Genomic DNA, 21,042 nt, shown 5'->3' with positions numbered 1-21,042 from the left:
ATAGTCCAGCGCTGCAAGGATACTTGCCATGCCTTCCCTCCAGCTCTACAGCGACAGTTCACCCAACGGATTCAAGATCACCATCGCCCTCGAGGAACTGGGGCTGCCCTACGCACTGCACCACGTTCGCATCGACCATGGCGAGCAACGCCGTCCGGAATTCCTGCGCCTGAATCCACATGGCCGGATACCGGTGCTGGTAGACCGGGCCGCCGGCATCACCCTGTTCGAGTCGGCGGCGATCCTGCAGTACCTGGCGGAGACCAGCGGGCGGTTGCTTCCCGACGCCCCCCGGGAACGCTGGGAGGCCCTGACCTGGCTGACTTTCCATGCTTCCAGCATGGGGCCCATCCTCGGCCAGCGCGTGCATTTCGAGATCTTCGCCGAAGAGCGGTACCCGCCGGCCATCGAACGCTATCAGCGGCTCTCCGAGGAGGTTTTCGCCACCCTCGACCAGCGCCTGGCCGGACGGCCCTGGCTGGCCGGTGAGCAATACTCCATCGCCGATATCGCCACCTTCGGCTGGACCCATACGGTGCGGATCGTCGACTTCGACTTCAGCCATTATCGCCACCTGGACGACTGGCACCGGCGCATGGCCCTGCGGCCTGCGGTGCAGCGCGGGATCCTCCTGCCGGAACCGGCGGTGGGTCCATGAGCGCCCTGCTGCAAGGCGCCTCGGCGCCGGCCTTCGTCGGGCACCCTGGCTATCGGCGCATGTTCGCCGCAGACGCGCTGACCCTGGGCCTGTTCCTGCCGTTGCGTTTCTACCAGGGCGACATGCGGGTGCTGCTGGGCCAGGCGCGGCTGGTCGAAGAAATCGATCGACTGGGATTCGCCGCCGTCTGGGTACGCGACGTACCGCTGTTCGACCCACGCTTCGGCGATGCCGGACAAGTGTTCGACCCGTTCACCTACCTTGGCTATCTGGCCGCGCGGACCCGCCGTATCGCCCTGGCCACCGGCAGCGCGGTGCTTTCCCTGCGCCAACCGGTCGACCTGGCCAAGGCCGCGGCGAGCGTCGACCGGTTGTCCGGCGGACGCCTGGTGCTGGGCCTCGCCTCCGGCGACCGGCCGGTGGAGTTCCCCGCCTACGGGTTGGAGCATGCGCAGCGCGGCGAGCGGTTCGCCCAGGGCCTGGACTACCTGCGCCAGCTGCTGCACGGCTGCCGGCACGTCGCCTCGCCGCTCGGTACGCTGGACGACGCCGAACTGTTGCCGCGTCCGCCGGCCGGCGCCATCCCGCTGGTCGTCACCGGCTCCGCGCGGCAGCCGGCGGACTGGCTGGCACGCCAGGCGGATGGCTGGCTGACCTATCCGGAGTCGACTGTCGATGCGTCCGGACCACGTCGCCTGGCCGGGAAGATCCGCGCCTGGAGGATGTCCATCGCAGACGGCGGGTTCCGCCCGCACATGACCAACGAATGGCTGGACCTGGTGGACGACCCGGCGTATCCGCGTACGCCGTTGCACGGCGGCTACGTCCTGCGCACCGGGCGCAACGGCCTGATCGAGCTGCTCGGCGAATGGCGTGCGGCGGGCGTCAACCATGCCGCCCTGGGCATCCAGTTCTCCGCCAGGCCGGCAGCGGAAGTCATCCAGGAACTGGCCGAGGAGGTGCTGCCGCTGTTCCCGTCCCACCCGGGCGTGCAGCCGGCGAGCATGGACTGGTAGCTGACCGATTCGGTCAACCGAGCCTGAGCGCTCGCGTCATTGAGGGCGCCGGCCGGCGCCGCCTACCCTGCGGAACCACTGACCGCAGGGAGTCCCCGTACATGCAACGGCAGATCTTCGAGACCGAACACAACCTGTTCCGCGATGCCTTCCGCGCCTTTCTCGACAAAGAGGTGGTACCGCACCAGGACGCCTGGGAAGAGGCCGGGGTGGTCGACCGCGCTGTCTGGAGGAAGGCGGGGGAGATGGGCTTCCTGCTGCCCTGGGCGGACGAGGAGTACGGTGGCGCCGGGCTCAAGGACTTCCGCTACGAGCAGATCATGTGCGAGGAGCTGGCGCGGATCAACGAACCGGGCTTCATGATCCCGCTGCACTCGGCGTTGTGCGGGCCGTACATCGCCGAATACGGTAGCGCCGAGCAGAAGGCCCGCCTGTTGCCGGGGATCGTCCGTGGCGAGACCATCCTCGCCGTGGCCATGACCGAGCCGTCCGCCGGCTCCGACCTGGCCGGCATGCGCAGCACCGCGGTGGACAAGGGTGACCACTGGCTGCTCAACGGCTCCAAGGTGTTCATCTCCAACGGCCTGCTGGCCGACCTGGTGATCGTCGCGGCGAAGACCGATCCGGCGAACAAGCACGCCATGGGCCTGTTCCTGGTGGAGCGCGGCATGCAAGGCTTCGAGCGCGGGCGCAACCTGAAGAAGCTCGGCATGAAGAGCCAGGACACCGCCGAGCTGTTCTTCAACAATGTGCGGGTGCCGAAGGAAAACCTGCTGGGCGACGCCAAGGGCGGCTTCTTCTACCTGATGAACATGCTCGCCCAGGAGCGCCTGACCAACGCCTGCGGCGCGGTGGCCGGGGCCGAGGCGGCGTTGCAGGCGACCATCGACTACGTGAAGGAGCGCCAGGCCTTCGGCCGGCCGGTGGCGCACTTCCAGAACACCCGCTTCAAGCTCGCCGAAATGCGTACCCAGATCGACGTGGCGCAGGTCTTCACCGACCGCTGCGTGATGGACCACAACCAGAAGAAGCTGTCCCCCGAGGTCGCCGCCGAAGCCAAGCTGTTCACCACCGAGCTGCTGGGCAAGGTGGTCGACGAAGGCGTGCAACTGCATGGCGGCTGGGGCTACATGTGGGAGTATCCGATTTGCAGGATGTACGCCAACGCCCGCATCCAGCGGATCTTCGCCGGTACCTCGGAGATCATGAAAGAGATCATCAGCCGCGGCATGAAGCTCTGACGCCACGGCCATGTCGCGCCGCGCGGCGGGTGGATAGGCTGCTCCGCAGGCGATCCCGACCAATGCCCGGCGACCCAGAGGAGGGAGCATGAAAGGCCCGTTGTCATCGTTGAAAGTGCTGGATTTCTCGACCCTGTTGCCGGGGCCGTTCGCCTCGCTGCTGCTGGCCGACATGGGGGCCGACGTGCTGCGCGTGGAGTCGCCCGGGCGCATGGACCTGGTGCGGGTGCTGCCGCCGCACGTCGATGGCACCTCGGCCAGCCATGCCTACCTGAACCGCAACAAGCGTTCCATCGGCCTCGACCTGAAGCGGCAGGGCGCACGCGAGGTGGTGCTGGAGCTGGTACGCGAATACGACATCGTCCTCGAACAGTTCCGTCCGGGGGTGATGGACAAGCTCGGCGTCGGCTACGAGGCGCTGAAGGCGGCGAACCCGCGGCTGATCTACGTGGCCATCACCGGCTACGGCCAGACCGGGCCGTACCGCGAGCGCGCCGGGCATGACATCAACTACCTGGCGCTGGCCGGCGTCGCCAGCTACACCGGGCGCCGCGAGCGTGGCCCGTTGCCGCTGGGGGTGCAACTGGCGGACCTCGCCGGCGGTTCGTTGCATGGCGTGATGGGCCTGCTGGCGGCGGTCATCCACCGGCAGCAGACCGGCGAGGGGCAGTTCGTCGACATCAGCATGACCGACTGCGCCTTCAGCCTGAACGGCATGGCCGGTGCAGGCTATCTCGCGGCCGGGGTCGAGCCGGAGATGGAGGCGCTGGCGCTGAACGGCGGCAGCTTCTACGACTACTACCGCACCCGCGATGGCCGCTGGTTCTCGGTGGGCAGCCTGGAACCGCAGTTCATGCAGCAGTTCTGCGCCGCCATCGGCCGCCCGGAACTGGCCGCCCGCGGCCTGTCGCCGAAGCCGGAAGAGCAGCGGGCGCTGAAGCGCGAGATCGAGATGGAGTTCGAGAAACGCGACTTCGCCGAATGGCAGGCGGTGTTCGCCGCCCTGGATGCCTGCGTGGAGCCGCTGCTGCCGCTCTCCGAGGCGCTGGAACACCCGCAGTTGCAGGCGCGCGGGCTGGTCGCCCGGGTGCCGCTGGCGGACGGCGGCAGCCAGGCGCAGATGGCCTGTCCGATCAAGTTTTCCGCCGGCCTGCCGGCGCCTCGCCACATCGGCGCGGCGCTCGGCGCCGACACCGTGGCGGTGCTCGAAGGCCTGGGCTACTCCGCCGAACGGATCGCCGAGCTGAAGGCGGCCGGGGCCATCGCCTGAATCACTCGCGGAGCACTTCGCCGGTGAACACCAGGGTCGCCTTGCAGCGCCGGCAGTAGTAGCGGCGCCCCTTGGCCACCAGGGTGTGGCGTTGCGGGGAGAACGGGAACTCGTTGTGCTCCGGGCAATGGCAGCGGTACAGGTAGCGGGTGGTGGCGCGGCGCTTGACCGCGTAGGTGTGGCAGCGGTCCGGCGGCAGGCCGTAGATGCCGCGCATGATCAACTGCCACTCCTCGCCGTGGGGGCGGATGCGCGGGCCGAACAACTGGTGCGCGATCAGGTGCGCGACTTCGTGGGCCACGGTCTGTTCCAGGAAGTGCTCGCGGTTCTCGCGGTACAGCTGGGGATTGAAGCGCAGCAGGTTCTCGTCGAGATGGGCGACCCCGGCTTTCTGGCCGCGCAGGCGGAAGCTGACGGTCGGGCGGGGGAAGCTGCGTTGGAAGAAGTGTTCGGCCTGCCGATAGCAGGCCTCGACGCGGGCGTTGAGGTGTTCGGGCATTCGGGAAGACTCCAGCAGCGGGCGATTATGCCGGAGACAGGAGGGCGGGCGCAGGCGTCGGGACGACCGCTCGTCCGGGGTGCAGGATCAGGCAAGCGCGGCGGCGGGCAAGAAAAAACCGGGCGGCGGTTGCCCGCGGCCCGGTCGTACGATGCGTTCGCTGGACGTCAGCTGGTGTATTCCGGGCCGACCCCGCTGCCCCAGAGGATCACCGACAGGGCGATCATCGCCACCAGCACCACCAGGCCCACCGCCAGCACCGAGCTGGAGAACAGGAAGCCTTCGTCCTTGTGGATGTTCATGAAGGTGGGAATCCCTACGTAGAGCAGGTAGACCGTGTAGCTGATCGCCGCCACCCCGACGATCATTCCCAGCCAGAGGTGCGGATACAGCGCCGCCAGCCCGGCGATGAACAGCGGCGTGGCGTTGTAGGCGGCGAACACGATGCACTGGGTCAGGCTCGGGTTGGCGTCGTAGGTCCGCGCCATCCAGTGGATGAACGCGCCCATCACCGCCACCCCGGCGAGCATCGCCAGGTAGGTGAGGACCGTCATCTGCAACGCGCTGGCCTGGGTCAGCTTGACCGGATCGCCGCCGCCGACCACCCAGCCGACCTGGGTCGTGCCGATATAGGCGGAAATCGCCGGAATGGCAGCCAGGATCAGGATGTGGGTCAGGTACATGTGGCTGATGCTTTCTTCTTCGCCACGGATTTCCTGCCATTCCTGATCGGGATGGGTGAAGAGCCCCCATACATGATGGATCATGCCGTTTCCTCCTCGTTCTTATGTGGTCGCCCCCCAGCGAAGCGCCGGGCGCGCATGGACAGCGCCACCCGGTGCTCGGCCGACCTATGCGACCTTATGTCGCAGTATAGGAACGGCCCGACCCCGCGTCGCTCGCGGGGTTAGAGCAAATCGAAGCTTCACGGCCGGCTGTAATAGCGTTGCAGTATTTCCATCGCCTTGTTGATCGATTGCAGGCGCGCAGTGCTGCCGCCGCGGTCGGGATGGTGCTGGCTGACCAGTTGCCGGTAGCGCAGCTTGATGGCGGGATAGTCGACCGCGCCCTCCAGCTCGAACAGGGCGAGGGCGGCAGCCTTCTCCTCGCTGCCCTGCATGCGCGTCCAGAAACTCTGCAGCAGCCGCTCGACGTCGGCCTCGCTGGTCTCTCCCAGGTGGCGCAGGTCGAGGTAGTAGTCGCGCAGCGGATCGCCCTGTTCCAGCGCCTGCGTGCCATCCACGTAAGGATGCAGGCGCAGGCTCAGCGGGCTGATCTCCAGGTGCGCCTCGCGCTCGGCCCAGAGGTGGTCGCGCAGGTGGTAGAGCGCGTTGAACAGGAGGAAATGGGTGCGGAACAGCACCAGCTTGTCGGCCAGTTCGCGATGGGGGATATGCGTCGAATGGCGGGCCTTCAGCAGCTGGATCAACTGGTATTCGGAAAGCCCCTCGGGATGCTCGCGCAGCAGGCAGAGGATCTGCTCGGCGAGGTCGAGGCGGTGGTCGAGGTCGGGAGTCATGGGGCAAGACTAGCATCGGGCGTCGGGAGGGGCTGGGGTCGGCGTCGCTTTGTGCGTAAAATAGCCAGCTTTTCTCCTCGAACACCCGGATTCCAGAGCACCATGGGCACCCTTTCGGTCAATCAGAACAAACTGCAGAAGCGCCTGCGCCGCCTGGCCGGCGAGGCCATCACCGACTTCAACATGATCGAGGATGGCGACAAGGTCATGGTCTGCCTGTCCGGCGGCAAGGACAGCTACACCATGCTCGACATCCTGCTCTACCTGCAGAAGGTCGCGCCGATCCGCTTCGAGATCGTCGCGGTGAACATGGACCAGAAGCAGCCCGGTTTTCCCGAGCACGTCCTGCCGGAGTACCTGAAGTCGATCGGCGTGGAGTACCACATCGTCGAGAAGGACACCTACTCGGTGGTCAAGGAGAAGATCCCGGAAGGCAAGACCACCTGCTCGCTGTGCTCGCGCCTGCGCCGCGGCACGCTGTACACCTTCGCCGACGAGATCGGCGCGACCAAGATGGCTCTCGGTCACCATCGCGACGACATCCTCGAGACCTTCTTCCTCAACATGTTCTACGGCGGCACCCTGAAGGCCATGCCGCCGAAGCTGCTGGCCGACGACGGGCGCAACGTGGTGATCCGGCCGCTGGCCTATTGCAGCGAGAAGGACATCGAGGCCTATTCCCAGCTCAAGGAGTTCCCGATCATCCCCTGCAACCTCTGCGGTTCGCAGGAGAACCTGCAGCGCCAGGTGGTCAAGGAAATGCTGCTGGAATGGGAACGCAAATCGCCGGGGCGTACCGAGATCATGTTCCGCGCCCTGCAGAACGTGGTGCCGTCGCAACTGGCCGACCGCAACCTGTTCGACTTCGCCAACCTGCGCATCGACGAGAACGCCGCGCCGCGCTTCCTCGACGTGATGAACCTCTGAGCCGCGCCGCCGGTCAGTTCTTCCCTACGGTCTGCAAGGATTCCCGATGCGCGACTACGCCTGGATGTACGAATACTGCCTGAACCGCTTCGGCTCCAGGGAGGCGCTGGAAGCGCGCCTGCCGCAGCCGAAGAGCGCCGCCGAGCTGCGCACGGTGGGTGACGACCGCTACCTGTCGCTGATCAGCCTGCGGATCTTCCGCGCCGGCCTCAAGCACAGCCTGGTGGACGCCAAGTGGCCGGCCTTCGAGGAAGTGTTCTTCGGCTTCGATCCGCAGAAGGTCGTGCTCATGAGCGCCGAGCATCTCGAGCGGCTGATGCAGGACGCCCGCCTGATCCGCCACCTGGGCAAGCTCAAGAGCGTGCCGCGCAATGCGCAGATGGTGCTCGACCTGGCCCGCGAGCATGGCAGCTTCGGCAACTTCCTCGCGGATTGGCCGGAAACCGACATCGTCGGCCTGTGGAAGCTGCTGAGCAAGCGCGGCAACCAGCTCGGCGGCTTGTCGGCGCCGCGTTTCCTGCGGATGGCCGGCAAGGACACCTTCATTTCCAGCGACGACATGGTCGCCGCGCTGAAGGCCCAGGAGATCATCGACAAACCGCCCACCAGCCTCAAGGACCTGGCGGCCGTCCAGGGAGCCTTCAACCAGTGGCGCGAGGAGAGCGGTCGGCCGCTGTGCCAGCTGTCGGTGATGCTGGCGCATACGGTCAATCACTGAGCTAGAGGCTCAGCCGACCGCTGCCGATCATCCACAGCGCCGCCAGCGCGAGGACCAGCACCAGCGCCGCGACGCTGCCTTCGGCGCGATTGCCGAACGCCGGCAGGCCGCGCTGGCGACGGGCATGCAGGAAGAAGCCGAGGCCCGGCGCGTAGAGGATCATCGACAGCAGCAGGTATTTCAGCCCGGCGGCGTAGATCAGCCAAACCCCGTAGAGCGTCCCCAACAGCGCCAGCGCCAGCATCGCGCCCGAGTGCGGGCGGCGCGCCACCAGCTTCAGGCAGAAGCCGGCGCAGAGCAGGTAGGGGATCAGCGCCATCGAGGTGGCCAACTGGATCAGCGCGTTGTAGCCCGAGGCGTTGAGGAAGGCCACCAGCAGCAGCGCAGAGATCAGCGTGCTGGTCAGCCACAGTGCCGGCGCTGGGGTTTCCACCGCATTGGTGCGGCCGAACAGTGCCGGCGCGGTGTGCGTTGGGCCACGGCTGGCCAGGTAGAGCATTTCCACCGCGAGCATGGTCCAGGCCAGCAGCGCGCCGCCGACCGAAACGATCAGCCCGACGTTGATCAGCGTGGCGCCCCAGGGGCCCACCGCCGCGGCCATCACCTGGGCCATCGAGGGGTTCTTCATCTGCGCCAGTTCGTGCTGCGGCACCACGCCCAGCGACAGCACCGAGACGCAGACCAGCAACAGCAGGGTGACCACGAAGCCGAGCAGGGTTGCACGGCTGACATCGGCCGCGTGCCGCGCGTGGCTGGCATAGACCGTGGCGCTCTCAATGCCGAGGAATACCCAGACGGTGTAGAGCATGGTGGTTTCCACCTGGCGGGTGACGCTGCCCAGGGCCGGGCTGCCCCAGAAGTCCAGGTGAAAGGTCTCGATGCGGAAGGCCAGGGCTACGCAGAGGATGAACAGGGCGATCGGCACCACCTTGGCGAGGGTCACGATGGCGTTGGTGATCGCCGCGTTGTGCACGCCGTGGAGGACGAAGGCATGCATCAGCCAGAGCACCGTCAATTCGCCGAGCAGCGCCGGCCAGGTGGTTCCGTCGCCGAAGAAGGCCAGCGCGCCGAACGAGCCGAGGGCGCTGAACAGCACCACTAGGTAGCCGGCGTTGCCGACCCAGGCGGAAATCCAGTAGCCCCAGGCGGCATTGAACCCCAGGTATTCGCCGAAGCCTTCGCGGGCGTAGCCGTAGACGCCGTCGTCCAGTTCGGGGCGGGTGGTCGACAGCCACTGGAATATCCGCGTCAGGGTCAGCATGCCGACGAAGGTGATCGCCCAGGCGATCAGGATCGCGCCGGCGCCTGCGCCTTCAGCCATGTTCTGCGGCAGGCTGAAGATGCCGCTGCCGATGATGCCGCCCACCACCAGCGCGGTCAGCGCCGGCAGCCCCAGTTTTCCCTTGTCCGAATCGGCCATGTGGCACCTCCGAAACTGCATCCGGTATGTCGCGCCAGGCGCAGGCGGAGCCTGCGCCGGGGTGCGACGGCGGGAGGCGGCGGGTCGGTCCGCCGCGGCATGGTTCAGAAGCGCAGCGACATGCAACTGACGCCGCCGTCGATCTTGCGATATTCGGAGGTGTCCACTTCGATCACCCGGTAGCCGAGGCGGGCGATCTTCTCGCGGGTCCGGGGATAGCCGGCGGGCATGATCACCCTTTCGTTGACCCAGATGCAGTTGGCTGCGTAGGACTCCTCTTCGGGGATCTCGATGATGTTGAAGTCCTGGAACTCCGCCTTGCTGACGAACTCGCCGGCGGCCAGCAGGTTGTTGTGTTCCAGGTAGGCGAGCCCGGTCTTCAGGTGCAGGACCTTTTCCAGGCGCACCACCGAGCCGCTGAGGCCATGTTTCTCCAGGATCGCGATCATCTGCCGAGCGCCCTCGGCGTTGGTGCGGGCCGATTCGCCGATGTAGAAGTGGTCGCCGACCATCATGATGTCGCCGGCTTCCACCGTGCCGGGTGCCTCGATGCGCTCGACCTTGCCCGGATAGAAGCGCTGCACGGTTTCCTCGATGATCTCGGTCTCGCCGCGCCGCGATTCGGCGCCGGGGCGGGTGATGATGGCGCAGCGCGAGGTGCAGAGCACCGGGTCCTCGACGAACACCGAGTCGGGGAAGCGTTCGTCCGGCGGCAGCAGGGTGATGTCCACGTCGCAGGTCTGCAAGGCGCGGATGTAGGCGTTGTGCTGCTCCAGGGCCTTGGCGTAGTCCGGCTTGCCGAGGTGGCTGGAGGTCAGGCCGTCGACCAGGCTGCGGGCGGGCGTGCGAGCGATGATGTGCTTGAACATGACGATTTTCCTCGTGTGGGGACGACGAGGTCGTTGCAAGCCACGCGCCAGCCAACGCCCGGGAATTGCCTTGGAAATCCTTGATAAATCGGAGGATTTTCCTGGTTTTCCGAGGACTTGGTTGATCCACGCCAAGGATGCTCGGTCGCGCTGCGTCGAAGATGGGACAACTGACGAGATTTCGACATCCGGGAAACCGAGGGGGAGAGCATGGCGCTTGTCGAGGAGCCGACGATTTCCACGCGAAGCGGTGAACTGGCCTGGTTGGTGGACTGCCTGGCGCCGATTTTCGACGGCCTGCGGCAACCGGTCACGGTGGTCGACCCCTCCGGTCGCTTCGTCTACTACAACCGTGCCAGCGGCCTGCTCGATGGTCTCGACCCGCAGCGGGCGCTGGGCATGCACCTGTTGCAGAGCGCTCCCTGGCTGGCGGCCGAGCAAAGCACGCTGTTGCGTTGCCTGGCCGAAGGGCGGCCGTCGATCGATACGCTGCAGGCCTACGTGGGGGCCGGCGGCGAGCTGTTGCAGTATCGCCACCGGGCGATCCCGCTGCGCGGGCGCGACGGTTCCCTGCTCGGCGCGATGGAGCTCGGCGAAGTCGTCGCCGAGACCGAAGAGGCCGCAGGCCCGGCGGATTGCCCGAACATCCTGAGCGTGGCGCCGAGCCTGCTGCGGCAGTTGCAGCGCCTGGACGTCTTCGCGGCCACCGACCTGCCGCTGCTGATCCATGGCGAGACCGGCACCGGCAAGGAACTGTTCGCCCGTCGCGCCCATGCCCTGAGCCCGCGACGCAGCGGTCCGATGATCAGCCTGAACTGCGCGGCGATTCCCGAGACGCTGCTGGAAAGTACCCTGTTCGGCACCACCCGCGGCGCTTTCACCGGCGCCGAGAACCGCAAGGGCATGTTCGCCCTGGCGCAGGGCGGCAGCTTGTTCCTCGACGAGATCAATTCCATGCCGATGGCCATGCAGAGCAAGCTGCTGCGGGTCCTGCAGGACGGCAGCTACCTGCCTCTGGGCAGTCTGAGCCCGCAGCGGGCCGATGTACGCCTGATCGCGGCGAGCAACCAGCCGCCGCGCCAGGCGATCGCCGAGGGACGCCTGCGCGAGGACCTGTACTACCGTCTGGACGTGGGCAGCCTGTGCATCCCGCCGCTGCGCGAGCGCCCCGGCGATGTGGAACTGCTGGCACGGGCGTTCGTCCGTCGCGATGCGCGCAGCCTCAACCCGCGTGTCACCGCTCTTGGCGAGCGGGCGCTGGCGCAGTTGCTGGCCTGCGACTGGCCGGGCAACGTCCGGCAACTGGAAAACGTGATCCGGCGCAGCCTGTTGCTGCACGGGGAGGGCGGCGCACTGCTGGATGAGGTGGCGTTCGCCGACGACGGCGCCGAGGCCGTGGGCGGCGAGGCCGCGCGCTCGATGAACAGCGCGGCGGTCGGAGGCCTGCGCGAGGCGCTGGCGCAACAGGAGCGCAACCTGATAGAAGACGCCTTGCGCCAGGCGCGCGGCAATCTCTCCCGGGCCGCCGCCCGGTTGCGGATTCCGCGCACGACCCTGCTCGGGCGCATGCGCCGGCTCGGCTTGCCGGCTTCCCTCGATCCGCCAGCCTGACAGGAGCCAACCATGGACAGCCACAGCCCGATCGCCACCGTCGCCCAGGCCCTGCGGCGCGCCGAACGCATCCTGGTCATCACCGGCGCCGGCCTCTCCGCGGACTCCGGTATGCCCACCTATCGCGGCCTCGGCGGTCTCTACAACGGTCGCACGGAAGAGGGCCTGCCGATCGAGGCGGCACTTTCCGGACCGATGCTGCGGCGCGATCCGGCGCTGTGCTGGAAGTACCTCGCGGAACTCGGCAAGGCTTGCCTGGCGGCCCGACCCAACGCCGGCCACGAAGCCATCGCCGAGTTGCAGAAGCACAAACCGGAATGCTGGGTGCTGACCCAGAACATCGACGGCTTCCATCGCCAGGCCGGCTCGCCGGCCGAGCGGCTGATCGAGATCCATGGCGAACTGGCGCCGCTCTACTGCCAGTCCTGCGGTGCCGAGAGCGGCGGCCTGGAGGAGCATCTGCACGGCCAGTTGCCGCCGCGCTGCGCCGCTTGCGGTGGGGTGCTGCGGCCGCCGGTGGTGCTGTTCGAGGAAATGTTGCCGGAAGAGGCGATCGATACCCTGTACCGCGAATTGCGCAAAGGCTTCGATGCGGTGCTGGTGGTGGGAACCACCGCGAGCTTCCCCTATATCGTCGAACCGGTGCTGCGCACGCGGCAGGCGGGAGGCTTCACCGCGGAGGTGAATCCTGGCGTGACCGAGCTCAGCGAGCGGGTCGATGTGAAAATGACAGGACGAGCCTTAGACATCATGCCGCAGGTGGTAAGTCACATTTATCGATAAAAAACTTGCATAGGATTGATCGAGAAGGCAAATTAGCCCGCTAGTAAAACTAATGAGACACGGTCGTGCCCATGCTTAAACGCTTAGCACCCCTCGTGCCCATGAGTTTCGTTCTGCTGCTGGCCGCTTGCGCCAGCCATTCGCCGGAGCCGCAGGTCGCCAAAGAGCCGACCGCAGCCAAGAGCAGCATCGACGTCGAACGCGACGCGATCGCTTGGCAGGATGTTGAGGACGAAGGGGCGGACAATTCATCGGCTGGTACGCCTGCGCTGGCGTCCAGCATCCTCGAGCGCGCTTTCGAACTGATCGGTACGCCGTACCGTTTCGGCGGTACGACGGCGAAAGGCTTCGATTGCAGCGGCTTCGTCGGCTACCTGTTCCGCGAGGAGGCCGGCATCAAGCTGCCGCGCTCCACCCGCGAACTCATCGATATGGACGTGCCGCTGGTCTCCAAGGACGAGCTGCAGCCGGGCGACCTGCTGTTCTTCAACAACCGTGGCCGTGGCCGCGTCAGCCACGCCGGCATCTACATCGGCGATGGCCAGTTCATCCATTCCGCCAGCCGTCGCGGCGGCGGGGTGCGGGTGGACAGCCTGGACTCCAGCTACTGGAGCCTGAGCTACATGGAAGCCAAGCGGGTGCTCGAACCCGGCTACAAGGACGCCCTGACGAGCAAGCGCTAAACTTAAAGTTTTACTTTAAGTATTGCGTTTAACTCCTTGTCGTAGCAAAGTGGAAGCATTCCTCACCAGGAAGGCTTCCACTATGCATGCACTGGCCCGATTCTCGATCCTCGCCTTTGCTGCGCTGCTTACCGCCTGCGCCAGCAAAGCGCCGCCCCCCGCGCCCGCCAAACAGGTCGTATTCCGTCCGGCGACGAATTTCTCGCCCGCCGCCGACGATGTGCTGTTCCGTGCCCTCGGCCTGGTCGGCACGCCCTACCGCTGGGGCGGCAACACGCCCGATTCGGGCTTCGATTGCAGCGGCCTGATCAACTTCGTCTACCGCGACATGACCGGCATCAAGCTGCCGCGCTCGACCCGCGAGATGATTTCCATGCGCGCGCCCAGCGTGCCGGTGCAGGCCCTGCAGACCGGCGACCTGGTGTTCTTCGCCACCTCCGGTGGACGCACCGTGAGCCATGCCGGCATCTACGTCGGCGAGGGTCGCTTCGTGCATGCGCCGCGCACCGGCGGCACGGTGCGCCTGGACAGCCTGCAGAACAGCTACTGGCAACGCGCGTACCTGGACGCCAAGCGCGTGCTGGTCGCGCCGTCGCCCTTGGCGCGGATGCCCTGAGGCGGGGAGGTCAGGGCCGATGACCACCCGCACCCTCAACCTCGACGACAACCTCTACCGCTACCTGCTGGACGTTTCGCTGCGGGAAACCCCGCTGATGACCCGCCTGCGCGAGGAAACCGCGAAGCTGCCCAACGCGCGCTGGCAGATCGCCCCCGAGCAGGGCCAGTTCATCGCCTTGCTGCTGACCCTGATCGGTGCGCGGCGGGCGCTGGAGGTCGGCACCTTCACCGGCTACAGCGCCCTGTGCATGGCTACCGCCCTTGGCGAGCAGGGGCGTCTTACCTGTTGCGACCTGCCCGGCGACTATCATCTCACCGCGCGCCGCTACTGGCGCGAAGCCGCTGTCGAGGAGCGCATCGAGCTGCGCCTCGGGCCCGCCCTGGAAACCCTGCGTGCGTTGCTCGACGAAGGCCTGGCCGGGCAATTCGACCTGGCCTTCATCGACGCCGACAAGGCCAACTACCCCGAATACCTGGAAGCCGCGCTGGCGCTGGTGCGCCAGGGTGGGCTGGTGCTTTTCGACAACGTGCTGTGGAGCGGCCGGGTGCTCGAAGCGCAGCCGAAGAGTGCGGATACCCGCGGCATCCAGCAGCTCAACCTGGCGCTGAAGAACGACGCGCGGGTGGACTACTCGCTGCTGCCGATCGGCGACGGGCTGAGCGTCTGTCGCAAGCGCTGAGCGAGGCTCAGCGCACGCCCCACGGCGGGCTGCCCAGGGCCTGCTGGAGAAACTGGACGAACAGCTTCACTTTCGGCGAGAGGGTTGCCGCTCGCGAATACATGGCATAGATCAGGTCGTCCAGCGGCCGCTCCTGGGGCAGGGCCTCGACCAGCCGGCCGGCGGCCAGGTCTTCGGCGGCGATGAACAGCGGCAGCATCGCCAGGCCCAGGCCACGCACCGCGGCGTCGCGCATGGTCTGACCGTTGTTGGTGTTGAAGCGTCCGCGCGGGGTGATCATCCGCGCCGGCTCGCCGGCCACCCGCGGCTCGAAGCTCCACAGCTGCGACGGGGTGTTGTGGCTGTAGCCGATGCAGGGATGGCAGAGAATGTCTTCGATGCGTTGCAGCGGGCCGTGCCGTTCCAGGTATTCCGGGCTGCAACACACTACCCGGCGGCTGGTGCCCAGTTGGCGGGCGATCAGCGAGCTGTCCTGCAGGCGGGTGATGCGGATCGCCAGGTCGTAGCCTTCCTTCTCGAAGTCGACGATCCGGTCGTCCAGTTGCAGGACCACTTCCAGGCGCGGGTTGCGCGCCATGAATTCCATCACCAGCGGCCCCAGCCAGAGCGTGCCGAAGCTCATCGGCGCCATCACCCGCAATTCCCCGCACAGGTCGTTCTCGCGCAGGGCCACGCTTTCCGCGGCGTTGTTCAGGTCCTGCAGCGAGGCCTTGGCCGACTTGTAGAAGAAGCCGCCGGCCTCGGTCGGCTCGACGTTGCGCGTCGAGCGGTAGAGCAGGCGCACGCCGAGGTGGCGCTCCAGGTCGCTGACGCGTTTGCTGATCACGGACTTGGACAGGCTCATGCGTTCGGCGGCGGCGCTGATGCTGCCCAGCTCGACCACGTTGAGGAAGGCCTGTATGTCTTCAAGGCGCAGGCTCATGGCGAATCTCGAAACAATCGGGAGGCAGACTGTCGCATGCGGGAGAACTCCTGGTAAGGGGACGCGCGCGTCGAACGTGCAGGAACGGCAATGGCAGGGCAAGCGTAGCGCGCCCGGGGAATGGCATTGTTCTGGTATCGAGAACACCGTTTTCGCATTTTGCCGGGCGGTAAATCGCTGTCGCTGTCACTACTCTTGATGGGCGGCGTGCGCTCCCGAGACCGCCCATGCATGCCTCCCAGGAGGCGCTTCGTTTCACACCGCGCGGCGACGGACGCCGCCCGAGACCGGAGAAACACCATGTCCTTCACCTACAAGCGACTCGACAAGAACGATGCGGCGGTGCTGTTCGTCGACCACCAGGCAGGCCTGCTCTCCCTGGTCCGCGATTTCAGCCCGGACGAGTTCAAGAACAACGTCCTGGCATTGGCCGACATCGCCAGGTTCTTCAACCTGCCGACCATCCTCACCACCAGCTTCGAGGATGGCCCCAACGGCCCGCTGGTGCCGGAACTCAAGGAAATGTTTCCGCAGGCCCCGTACATCGCCCGCCCCGGCAACATCAACGCCTGGGACAACGAGGACTTCGTCAAGGCAGTCAAGGCCACCGGCAAGAAGCAACTGATCATCGCCGGCGTGGTGACCGATGTCTGCGTAGCCTTCCCGACCCTCTCGGCACTGGAGGAGGGGTTTGACGTATTCGTCGTCACCGACGCCTCCGGCACCTTCAACCCGGTGGTGCGCGACGCCGCCTGGGCGCGCATGACCGCCGCCGGCGCGCAACTGATGAACTGGTTCAGCGTCGGCTGCGAACTGCACCGCGACTGGCGCAACGACATCGAAGGCTTCGGCGCCATCCTCGGCGGCCACCTGCCGGCGTACGCCAACCTGATCCAGAGCTTCGGCACGAAGAAGTAAGCCGGCTTCGCCGCTGTCCCGGACACAAGGCACTCCGACCATCGGGTGCCTTGTGTCGTTTTCCGTCCAGGTGTTTTCATCGGAACGCCGCTTCGCCGGAACCCGAGGTTCCGGCACGCCCCCATGCACAGGAGAAACCCCATGGCTACCCAGGTCGTCAACGCTTCCCTCGGCACCACCCCTTATCGCGTGACCCTCGGCGACGACAGCCACCAGTGGCTGAGCGACGTGCCGGCCGCCCTCGGCGGCGCCGACAGCGGTCCCTCGCCGCACGAGATCCTGCTCTCGGCGCTGGGCGCCTGCACGGCGATCACCGTGGCGATGTACGCGCAGCGCAAGGAGTGGCCGCTGGAGGGTATCGACGTGCAACTGAACATCGTCGAGGAACGCACCAAGCCGGAGCCCTTCACCCATATCCGCCGCGACATCCGCCTGGCCGGCGATCTCGACGCCGAGCAGCGCCAGCGTCTGCTGGAGATCGCCAATGCCTGCCCGATCCATCGTGTACTCTCCGGAGAGGTCAGCGTCAGCAGCCAGCTACGCGACTGAACCCGCACGCACAACGAGGAGCACGGCATGAGCGACGACATCAAGGTATTGGGCATTTCCGGCAGCCTGCGCAGCGGCTCCTACAACAGCGCGGCGCTGCAGGAGGCGATTGGCCTGGTCCCGCCGGGCATGAGCATCGAGCTGGCGGACATCTCCGGCATCCCGCTGTACAACGAGGACGTCTACGCCCTCGGCTTCCCGCCCGCGGTGGAACGCTTCCGCGAGCAGATCCGCGCGGCGGACGCGCTGCTGTTCGCCACCCCGGAATACAACTATTCGATGGCCGGGGTGCTGAAGAATGCCATCGACTGGGCCTCGCGGCCGCCGGAGCAGCCGTTCTCCGGCAAGCCGGCGGCGATCCTCGGTGCCAGTGCCGGGCGTTTCGGCACCGCGCGGGCGCAGTATCACTTGCGCCAGACGCTGGTGTTCCTCGACGTTCATCCGCTGAACAAGCCGGAAGTGATGATCTCCAGCGCGCAGAACGCCTTCGACGCCCAGGGCCGGCTGCTCGACGACAAGGCGCGCGAGCTGATCCAGCAGCAGTTGCAGGCCCTGCAGCTATGGGTGCGCCGCCTGCGCGGTTGAATGCCTCGTCACCGGAGAGCCTGAACATGAGCAATACCGAAGAGCGTTGCGACCTGTCCTCCTCGCGGGACTGTCCGGAGCGCCGCGAACACCTGCTGCAACGGGTCACCGCGCGTGCCGCGGAAATCGGCGGCGGGATCACCGTCAGTCGGCTGATGCCGTCGCGCCAGCGGCGGATGATCGGTGCCTGGTGCTTCCTCGACCATGCCGGTCCCGCCGAATTCGAACCTGGCGGCGGACTGGCCGTGGGCCCGCACCCGCACATCGGCCTGCAGACCTTTACCTGGATGATCCAGGGCGAGGCGTTGCACCGCGACAGCCTGGGCAACGTCCAGGTGATCCGCCCCGGCCAGGTCAACCTGATGACCGCCGGTCATGGCATCGCCCACACCGAGGAGTCGCTGCCCGACGAGCGCCACGCCCACGCCGCGCAGTTGTGGATCGCGCTGCCCTACGAGCAGCGCGACATCGCCCCGGCCTTCGACCATCATCCCGACCTGCCGCGCTGGCAGGAGCAGGGGGTCACCTTCACCCTGCTGGCCGGTGCGCTGGCCGGGCGACAGGCGCCGTGCCGGCTCTACTCGCCGCTGCTCGGTGCCGACCTGGCCTGCCACGACGCCTCGACCCTGCAACTGACGCTCGACCCGCACTTCGAGTACGGCCTGCTGCCGCTGGAAGGCGGGTTGGAAGTGGGCGGCGAGCATTTCGCGGTGAACGAACTGGCCTACCTGGGCGACGGCCGCGACGGCCTGCAACTGCAACTCGACCCTGGCGCGCGGGTGCTGTTGCTGGGTGGCGCACCGTTCGGTGCGGAGATCTTCATGTGGTGGAACTTCGTCGGCCACAGCAAGGGCGAGATCGCCCGGGCGCAGAAGGCCTGGGAGGAGGGGGATGCCCGCTTCGGCCGGCTCGACGCCCTGGAAGGGCCGCGCTTGAGCGCTCCGCCGATTCCCTGGAAGATCGACGCCGAGTGAGGTCGATGTGCCGCCGGGGGCCCCGGCGGCGTCCTCGAATGCCTGTCGGCGATCGTTGCGGACCTGCGGTCTGGCGATTCGCCGGCAGCGGGAAAACTTTCTGCACCCATCGCCGGTCAGAACTCGCCTATCGCATGCACCGAACAGGAAGTGAGCCACATGCAATTCGAACACCTGGTCCAGGTCAACGACCGGACGCTTGTCGACCTGCCGGTCCTCGACCGGCTGCAACTCTGGGAAGGCCTGGTCTGCCGTGCGCGCGAGCCACAGTATTTCGTCGTCGGCCTGGAGCGTTTCGAGATCCTCGTCGATGACGGCGACCGCCTGCACCGGCGCCTGTACCTGCCGGGTCTGGTGGTCGAGGACGAAGTCGTGCTGAAGGCGCCGGACAGTGCCCACTACAGCATCAAGCCGAGCGCCGAGGTGGCCGGCGGCAGCCTCGACATGACCATCGAGGAGCCGGAGCCCGGCTCGCTGTTCGTGCGTTTCGCCTACTGCACCCGCTACCTGCAGCCGCTGGGCGACGAACTGCCCTACGACGCCTTCGTCAAGCAGGCCTATATCGCCATGGATGTGGAGACCATCGCCACCATCCGCGACCGGTTCGGCGCCAGCGCCGCCAGCGGGAGTTGAGCGTGGAACACGGAAGCAGTTTTCTCCAGTCCGGCGTGGTCTTCCTGATCGCGGCGGTGTTCATGGTGCCGCTGGCCAAGCGCCTGCAACTGGGCGCGGTGCTCGGCTACCTGCTGGCCGGCGTGCTGATCGGTCCCAGCGTGCTGGGCCTGGTGGACAACCCGGAAAGCGTCGCGCAGATCTCCGAGATGGGCGTGGTGCTGCTGCTGTTCATCATCGGCCTGGAGCTGTCGCCGCGGCGCCTGTGGGTGATGCGCAAGTCGGTGTTCGGCGTCGGCCTGCTGCAGGTGCTGCTGACCGGCGTGGTGATCGGCATCGTGGCCCTGGTCGGCTTCGACCAACCGGTGAACAGCGCGGTGGTGCTCGGCCTGGGCCTGGCGCTGTCGTCCACCGCCTTCGGCCTGCAGATCCTCGCCGAGCGCAAGGAACTGACCCAGCCCCATGGCCGCCTGGCCTTCGCCATCCTGCTGTTCCAGGACATCGCGGCGATCCCGCTGATCGCCATGATCCCGCTGCTCAGCGGTGCGCACAGCGACGCCGGCGGCAGCGAACTGACCCAGACCCTCAAGGTGGTCGGCAGCATCGCCGCGGTGGTGGTCGGCGGCCGCTACCTGCTGCGCCCGGTGTTCCGCATCGTCGCCCAGACCAAGCTCCAGGACATGTCCACCGCCACCGCGCTGCTGGTGGTGATGGGCACCGCGCTGCTGATGGAGCTGGCCGGCGTGTCCATGGCCCTCGGTGCCTTCCTCGCCGGCCTGCTGCTGGCCGACTCGGAGTACCGCCACGAACTGGAGGCGCAGATCGAGCCGTTCAAGGGCCTGTTGCTCGGCCTGTTCTTCATCAGCGTGGGGATGAGCGCGGACATCAGCCTGCTGCTCAAGTCGCCGTGGATGGTGCTCGGCCTGACCGTGCTGCTGATCGCCCTGAAGGCGCCGGTGCTGTACTTCGTCGGACGCATTTCCGGCGGCCTCGACAAGGCCTCGGCGCTGCGCCTGGGCGTGGTCCTGGCGGCCGGCGGCGAGTTCGCCTTCGTCGTGTTCAAGATGGCCCGCGACCAGGGCCTGTTCCAGAACGACCTGCACAACCTGCTGGTGCTTTCCATCACCCTGTCGATGGCCCTGACCCCGTTGCTGGTACTCGGCCTCGCGCGCCTGCTGGCGAAGGAGCCGGAGGCGACGAAGCCGCCGCCGGAAATGGAACGCATCGACAACGACGACACCCCGCGCGTGGTGATCGCCGGGGTCGGCCGCATGGGCCAGATCGTCGCTCGCGTGCTGCGCGCCCAGCGCGTGCCGTTCATCGCCCTGGACACCTCGGTGGAGACCATCGAGCTGACCCGTACCCTCGGCGCGATCCCGATCTTCTACGGCGACCCGATGCGCCCGGAGATCCTTCGCGCGGCCCAGGTAGAGAAGGCCGAGTTCTTCGTCATCGCCACCGATGACCCGGAGACCAACATCGAGACGGCCAAGCGCGTGCGCAAGCTGTATCCGCACCTGAAGATCATCGCCCGCGCGCGTAACCGCCAGCACGTCCACCTGTTGCTCGACGCCGGGGTCGAGCCGGTGCGCGAGACCTTCTTCTCCAGCCTGGAGATGAGCCGCATGGTGCTCTGCGGCCTGGGTCTGAGCGAGGAACAGGCGGACGCGCGGATCCGTCGTTTCCGTCGGCACGACGAAGAGGTCCTGGCCTCCCAGCACCTGTTCTACAACGACCGCGACGCGCTGATCAAAAGCGCTCGCGAGGCGCGGGTCGAGCTGGAGACGCTGTTCCAGACCGACCAGTTGGAAGACCGTGGCGCGGTAGCGGTGGAGACCCCGGAGAAACCTTCCCGCGCGTCCTAGCGCCCGACCCATGCCGGTACGCCGGCATGGGTGATTCCCACGCCTGGGTCCATACTTTGCGGATATCGCAGTACGAAGGTTGGGATACCCGCGCGGCATCCCCTC

General features: G+C 66.9%; 23 protein-coding genes. 17 read left to right on the top strand and 6 right to left on the bottom strand.

Going from position 1 to position 21,042, the window contains the following annotated elements; translation table 11 throughout:
• The first annotated feature begins 28 nt into the window (after positions 1-28).
• The 4 genes from VQ067_RS20055 to VQ067_RS20040 all read left to right on the top strand — a co-directional run bounded on the left by VQ067_RS20055 (position 29) and on the right by VQ067_RS20040 (position 4,185).
• Complete coding sequence (locus tag VQ067_RS20055) at positions 29-658, top strand: glutathione S-transferase family protein (RefSeq protein WP_033940665.1); 630 nt, start codon at positions 29-31, stop codon at positions 656-658.
• Positions 655-1,674 (top strand): LLM class oxidoreductase, encoded by a 1,020-nt coding sequence (locus tag VQ067_RS20050; RefSeq protein ID WP_003116343.1) that lies wholly within the window; start codon positions 655-657, stop codon positions 1,672-1,674. The genes VQ067_RS20055 and VQ067_RS20050 overlap by 4 nt, the downstream gene beginning before the upstream one ends.
• 101 nt (positions 1,675-1,775) lie before the next feature.
• A complete protein-coding gene (locus VQ067_RS20045; protein ID WP_003082447.1) occupies positions 1,776-2,915 on the top strand; it encodes an acyl-CoA dehydrogenase family protein in 1,140 nt (379 codons plus the stop codon).
• Between the two features lie 88 nt (positions 2,916-3,003).
• Positions 3,004-4,185, top strand: a complete 1,182-nt coding sequence (locus tag VQ067_RS20040) for a CaiB/BaiF CoA transferase family protein (RefSeq protein ID WP_003082450.1) — start codon at positions 3,004-3,006, stop codon at positions 4,183-4,185.
• A 1-nt stretch (position 4,186) separates the two neighbouring features.
• Here VQ067_RS20040 and VQ067_RS20035 read toward each other — a convergent pair whose 3' ends face one another.
• The 3 genes from VQ067_RS20035 to VQ067_RS20025 all read right to left on the bottom strand — a co-directional run bounded on the left by VQ067_RS20035 (position 4,187) and on the right by VQ067_RS20025 (position 6,203).
• The gene (locus VQ067_RS20035; protein ID WP_003140522.1) at positions 4,187-4,684 is read right to left on the bottom strand and encodes a SprT family zinc-dependent metalloprotease; all 498 of its coding nucleotides are present in this window, start codon (positions 4,682-4,684) and stop codon (positions 4,187-4,189) included.
• A 167-nt stretch (positions 4,685-4,851) separates the two neighbouring features.
• Positions 4,852-5,451, bottom strand: coding sequence for a Yip1 family protein (locus tag VQ067_RS20030; RefSeq protein WP_003082455.1), 600 nt, complete (start codon positions 5,449-5,451; stop codon positions 4,852-4,854).
• 158 nt (positions 5,452-5,609) lie between these two features.
• Positions 5,610-6,203: a DNA-J related domain-containing protein gene (locus tag VQ067_RS20025; protein WP_023103342.1), complete on the bottom strand. Its 594-nt coding sequence runs from the start codon at positions 6,201-6,203 to the stop codon at positions 5,610-5,612.
• A 102-nt stretch (positions 6,204-6,305) separates the two neighbouring features.
• Here VQ067_RS20025 and ttcA point away from each other — a divergent pair, with 102 nt between their 5' ends.
• Both ttcA and VQ067_RS20015 read left to right on the top strand, forming a co-directional pair.
• Entirely contained in the window at positions 6,306-7,130 is an 825-nt protein-coding gene (gene ttcA / locus VQ067_RS20020) for a tRNA 2-thiocytidine(32) synthetase TtcA (RefSeq protein WP_009315486.1), read from the top strand.
• A 46-nt stretch (positions 7,131-7,176) separates the two neighbouring features.
• Positions 7,177-7,848, top strand: a complete 672-nt coding sequence (locus tag VQ067_RS20015) for a DNA-3-methyladenine glycosylase I (protein WP_033990238.1) — start codon at positions 7,177-7,179, stop codon at positions 7,846-7,848.
• 1 nt (position 7,849) lies between these two features.
• Here VQ067_RS20015 and VQ067_RS20010 read toward each other — a convergent pair whose 3' ends face one another.
• Both VQ067_RS20010 and ddaH read right to left on the bottom strand, forming a co-directional pair.
• Complete coding sequence (locus tag VQ067_RS20010; RefSeq protein ID WP_003082465.1) at positions 7,850-9,268, bottom strand: basic amino acid/polyamine antiporter; 1,419 nt, start codon at positions 9,266-9,268, stop codon at positions 7,850-7,852.
• A gap of 104 nt (positions 9,269-9,372) precedes the next feature.
• Positions 9,373-10,137, bottom strand: coding sequence for a dimethylargininase (ddaH, locus tag VQ067_RS20005; protein WP_003162635.1), 765 nt, complete (start codon positions 10,135-10,137; stop codon positions 9,373-9,375).
• 210 nt (positions 10,138-10,347) lie between these two features.
• Here ddaH and ddaR point away from each other — a divergent pair, with 210 nt between their 5' ends.
• The 5 genes from ddaR to VQ067_RS19980 all read left to right on the top strand — a co-directional run bounded on the left by ddaR (position 10,348) and on the right by VQ067_RS19980 (position 14,512).
• Positions 10,348-11,748, top strand: a complete 1,401-nt coding sequence (gene ddaR, locus VQ067_RS20000; RefSeq protein WP_033990235.1) for a transcriptional regulator DdaR — start codon at positions 10,348-10,350, stop codon at positions 11,746-11,748.
• A gap of 12 nt (positions 11,749-11,760) precedes the next feature.
• Positions 11,761-12,531, top strand: a complete 771-nt coding sequence (locus VQ067_RS19995) for an NAD-dependent deacylase (protein WP_033990233.1) — start codon at positions 11,761-11,763, stop codon at positions 12,529-12,531.
• Between the two features lie 65 nt (positions 12,532-12,596).
• Positions 12,597-13,214, top strand: coding sequence for a C40 family peptidase (locus VQ067_RS19990; RefSeq protein ID WP_003082470.1), 618 nt, complete (start codon positions 12,597-12,599; stop codon positions 13,212-13,214).
• A gap of 82 nt (positions 13,215-13,296) precedes the next feature.
• Positions 13,297-13,830 carry a C40 family peptidase gene (locus VQ067_RS19985; RefSeq protein ID WP_003086623.1) on the top strand — a complete coding sequence of 178 codons (534 nt, stop codon included), beginning with the start codon at positions 13,297-13,299 and terminating at the stop codon, positions 13,828-13,830.
• A gap of 19 nt (positions 13,831-13,849) precedes the next feature.
• Entirely contained in the window at positions 13,850-14,512 is a 663-nt protein-coding gene (locus VQ067_RS19980) for an O-methyltransferase (RefSeq protein WP_003086626.1), read from the top strand.
• Positions 14,513-14,519: 7 nt separating this feature from the next.
• Here the strand turns inward: VQ067_RS19980 and VQ067_RS19975 are convergent, their stop codons facing one another.
• Entirely contained in the window at positions 14,520-15,434 is a 915-nt protein-coding gene (locus VQ067_RS19975) for a LysR family transcriptional regulator (RefSeq protein WP_003082475.1), read from the bottom strand.
• A gap of 300 nt (positions 15,435-15,734) precedes the next feature.
• Between VQ067_RS19975 and ycaC the strand changes: the two genes are divergently transcribed.
• The 6 genes from ycaC to kefB all read left to right on the top strand — a co-directional run bounded on the left by ycaC (position 15,735) and on the right by kefB (position 20,937).
• Positions 15,735-16,352: an isochorismate family cysteine hydrolase YcaC gene (ycaC, locus tag VQ067_RS19970; RefSeq protein ID WP_003082476.1), complete on the top strand. Its 618-nt coding sequence runs from the start codon at positions 15,735-15,737 to the stop codon at positions 16,350-16,352.
• A 141-nt stretch (positions 16,353-16,493) separates the two neighbouring features.
• Positions 16,494-16,901: an OsmC family protein gene (locus VQ067_RS19965; RefSeq protein ID WP_003082478.1), complete on the top strand. Its 408-nt coding sequence runs from the start codon at positions 16,494-16,496 to the stop codon at positions 16,899-16,901.
• A 27-nt stretch (positions 16,902-16,928) separates the two neighbouring features.
• Positions 16,929-17,486, top strand: a complete 558-nt coding sequence (locus VQ067_RS19960; protein ID WP_003082483.1) for an NAD(P)H-dependent FMN reductase — start codon at positions 16,929-16,931, stop codon at positions 17,484-17,486.
• Positions 17,487-17,512: 26 nt separating this feature from the next.
• On the top strand, positions 17,513-18,460 hold the full coding sequence (locus tag VQ067_RS19955; RefSeq protein ID WP_003145400.1) for a pirin family protein: 948 nt from the start codon (positions 17,513-17,515) through the stop codon (positions 18,458-18,460).
• Between the two features lie 159 nt (positions 18,461-18,619).
• Positions 18,620-19,093, top strand: a complete 474-nt coding sequence (locus VQ067_RS19950) for an SRPBCC family protein (protein WP_003082488.1) — start codon at positions 18,620-18,622, stop codon at positions 19,091-19,093.
• A 2-nt stretch (positions 19,094-19,095) separates the two neighbouring features.
• Positions 19,096-20,937, top strand: coding sequence for a glutathione-regulated potassium-efflux system protein KefB (gene kefB, locus VQ067_RS19945; RefSeq protein ID WP_033990230.1), 1,842 nt, complete (start codon positions 19,096-19,098; stop codon positions 20,935-20,937).
• The last annotated feature ends 105 nt before the right edge of the window (positions 20,938-21,042 follow it).

It is taken from the genome of Pseudomonas sp. KBN12P06040, from assembly GCF_037574965.1.
Lineage (GTDB): Bacteria > Pseudomonadota > Gammaproteobacteria > Pseudomonadales > Pseudomonadaceae > Pseudomonas > Pseudomonas aeruginosa.
Note: the sequence above shows the minus strand (reverse complement) of the source record. Positions and strands in the feature narration are given on the sequence as shown.

Excerpts from the sequence above, each read along its gene's own strand:
- VQ067_RS20050 (WP_003116343.1), top strand. The coding sequence starts at position 655 with ATGAGCGCCCTGCTGCAAGGCGCCTCGGCGCCGGCCTTCGTCGGGCAC.
- VQ067_RS19950 (WP_003082488.1), top strand. The coding sequence starts at position 18,620 with ATGCAATTCGAACACCTGGTCCAGGTCAACGACCGGACGCTTGTCGAC.
- VQ067_RS20045 (WP_003082447.1), top strand. The coding sequence starts at position 1,776 with ATGCAACGGCAGATCTTCGAGACCGAACACAACCTGTTCCGCGATGCC.
- VQ067_RS20030 (WP_003082455.1), bottom strand. The coding sequence starts at position 5,451 with ATGATCCATCATGTATGGGGGCTCTTCACCCATCCCGATCAGGAATGG.
- VQ067_RS19965 (WP_003082478.1), top strand. The coding sequence starts at position 16,494 with ATGGCTACCCAGGTCGTCAACGCTTCCCTCGGCACCACCCCTTATCGC.
- VQ067_RS20010 (WP_003082465.1), bottom strand. The coding sequence starts at position 9,268 with ATGGCCGATTCGGACAAGGGAAAACTGGGGCTGCCGGCGCTGACCGCG.
- ddaR (WP_033990235.1), top strand. The coding sequence starts at position 10,348 with ATGGCGCTTGTCGAGGAGCCGACGATTTCCACGCGAAGCGGTGAACTG.
- VQ067_RS19960 (WP_003082483.1), top strand. The coding sequence starts at position 16,929 with ATGAGCGACGACATCAAGGTATTGGGCATTTCCGGCAGCCTGCGCAGC.
- VQ067_RS20040 (WP_003082450.1), top strand. The coding sequence starts at position 3,004 with ATGAAAGGCCCGTTGTCATCGTTGAAAGTGCTGGATTTCTCGACCCTG.
- ycaC (WP_003082476.1), top strand. The coding sequence starts at position 15,735 with ATGTCCTTCACCTACAAGCGACTCGACAAGAACGATGCGGCGGTGCTG.
- ddaH (WP_003162635.1), bottom strand. The coding sequence starts at position 10,137 with ATGTTCAAGCACATCATCGCTCGCACGCCCGCCCGCAGCCTGGTCGAC.
- VQ067_RS19980 (WP_003086626.1), top strand. The coding sequence starts at position 13,850 with ATGACCACCCGCACCCTCAACCTCGACGACAACCTCTACCGCTACCTG.
- VQ067_RS19995 (WP_033990233.1), top strand. The coding sequence starts at position 11,761 with ATGGACAGCCACAGCCCGATCGCCACCGTCGCCCAGGCCCTGCGGCGC.
- VQ067_RS20015 (WP_033990238.1), top strand. The coding sequence starts at position 7,177 with ATGCGCGACTACGCCTGGATGTACGAATACTGCCTGAACCGCTTCGGC.
- VQ067_RS20055 (WP_033940665.1), top strand. The coding sequence starts at position 29 with ATGCCTTCCCTCCAGCTCTACAGCGACAGTTCACCCAACGGATTCAAG.
- ttcA (WP_009315486.1), top strand. The coding sequence starts at position 6,306 with ATGGGCACCCTTTCGGTCAATCAGAACAAACTGCAGAAGCGCCTGCGC.
- VQ067_RS20035 (WP_003140522.1), bottom strand. The coding sequence starts at position 4,684 with ATGCCCGAACACCTCAACGCCCGCGTCGAGGCCTGCTATCGGCAGGCC.
- VQ067_RS19975 (WP_003082475.1), bottom strand. The coding sequence starts at position 15,434 with ATGAGCCTGCGCCTTGAAGACATACAGGCCTTCCTCAACGTGGTCGAG.
- VQ067_RS19985 (WP_003086623.1), top strand. The coding sequence starts at position 13,297 with ATGCATGCACTGGCCCGATTCTCGATCCTCGCCTTTGCTGCGCTGCTT.
- VQ067_RS19955 (WP_003145400.1), top strand. The coding sequence starts at position 17,513 with ATGAGCAATACCGAAGAGCGTTGCGACCTGTCCTCCTCGCGGGACTGT.
- VQ067_RS20025 (WP_023103342.1), bottom strand. The coding sequence starts at position 6,203 with ATGACTCCCGACCTCGACCACCGCCTCGACCTCGCCGAGCAGATCCTC.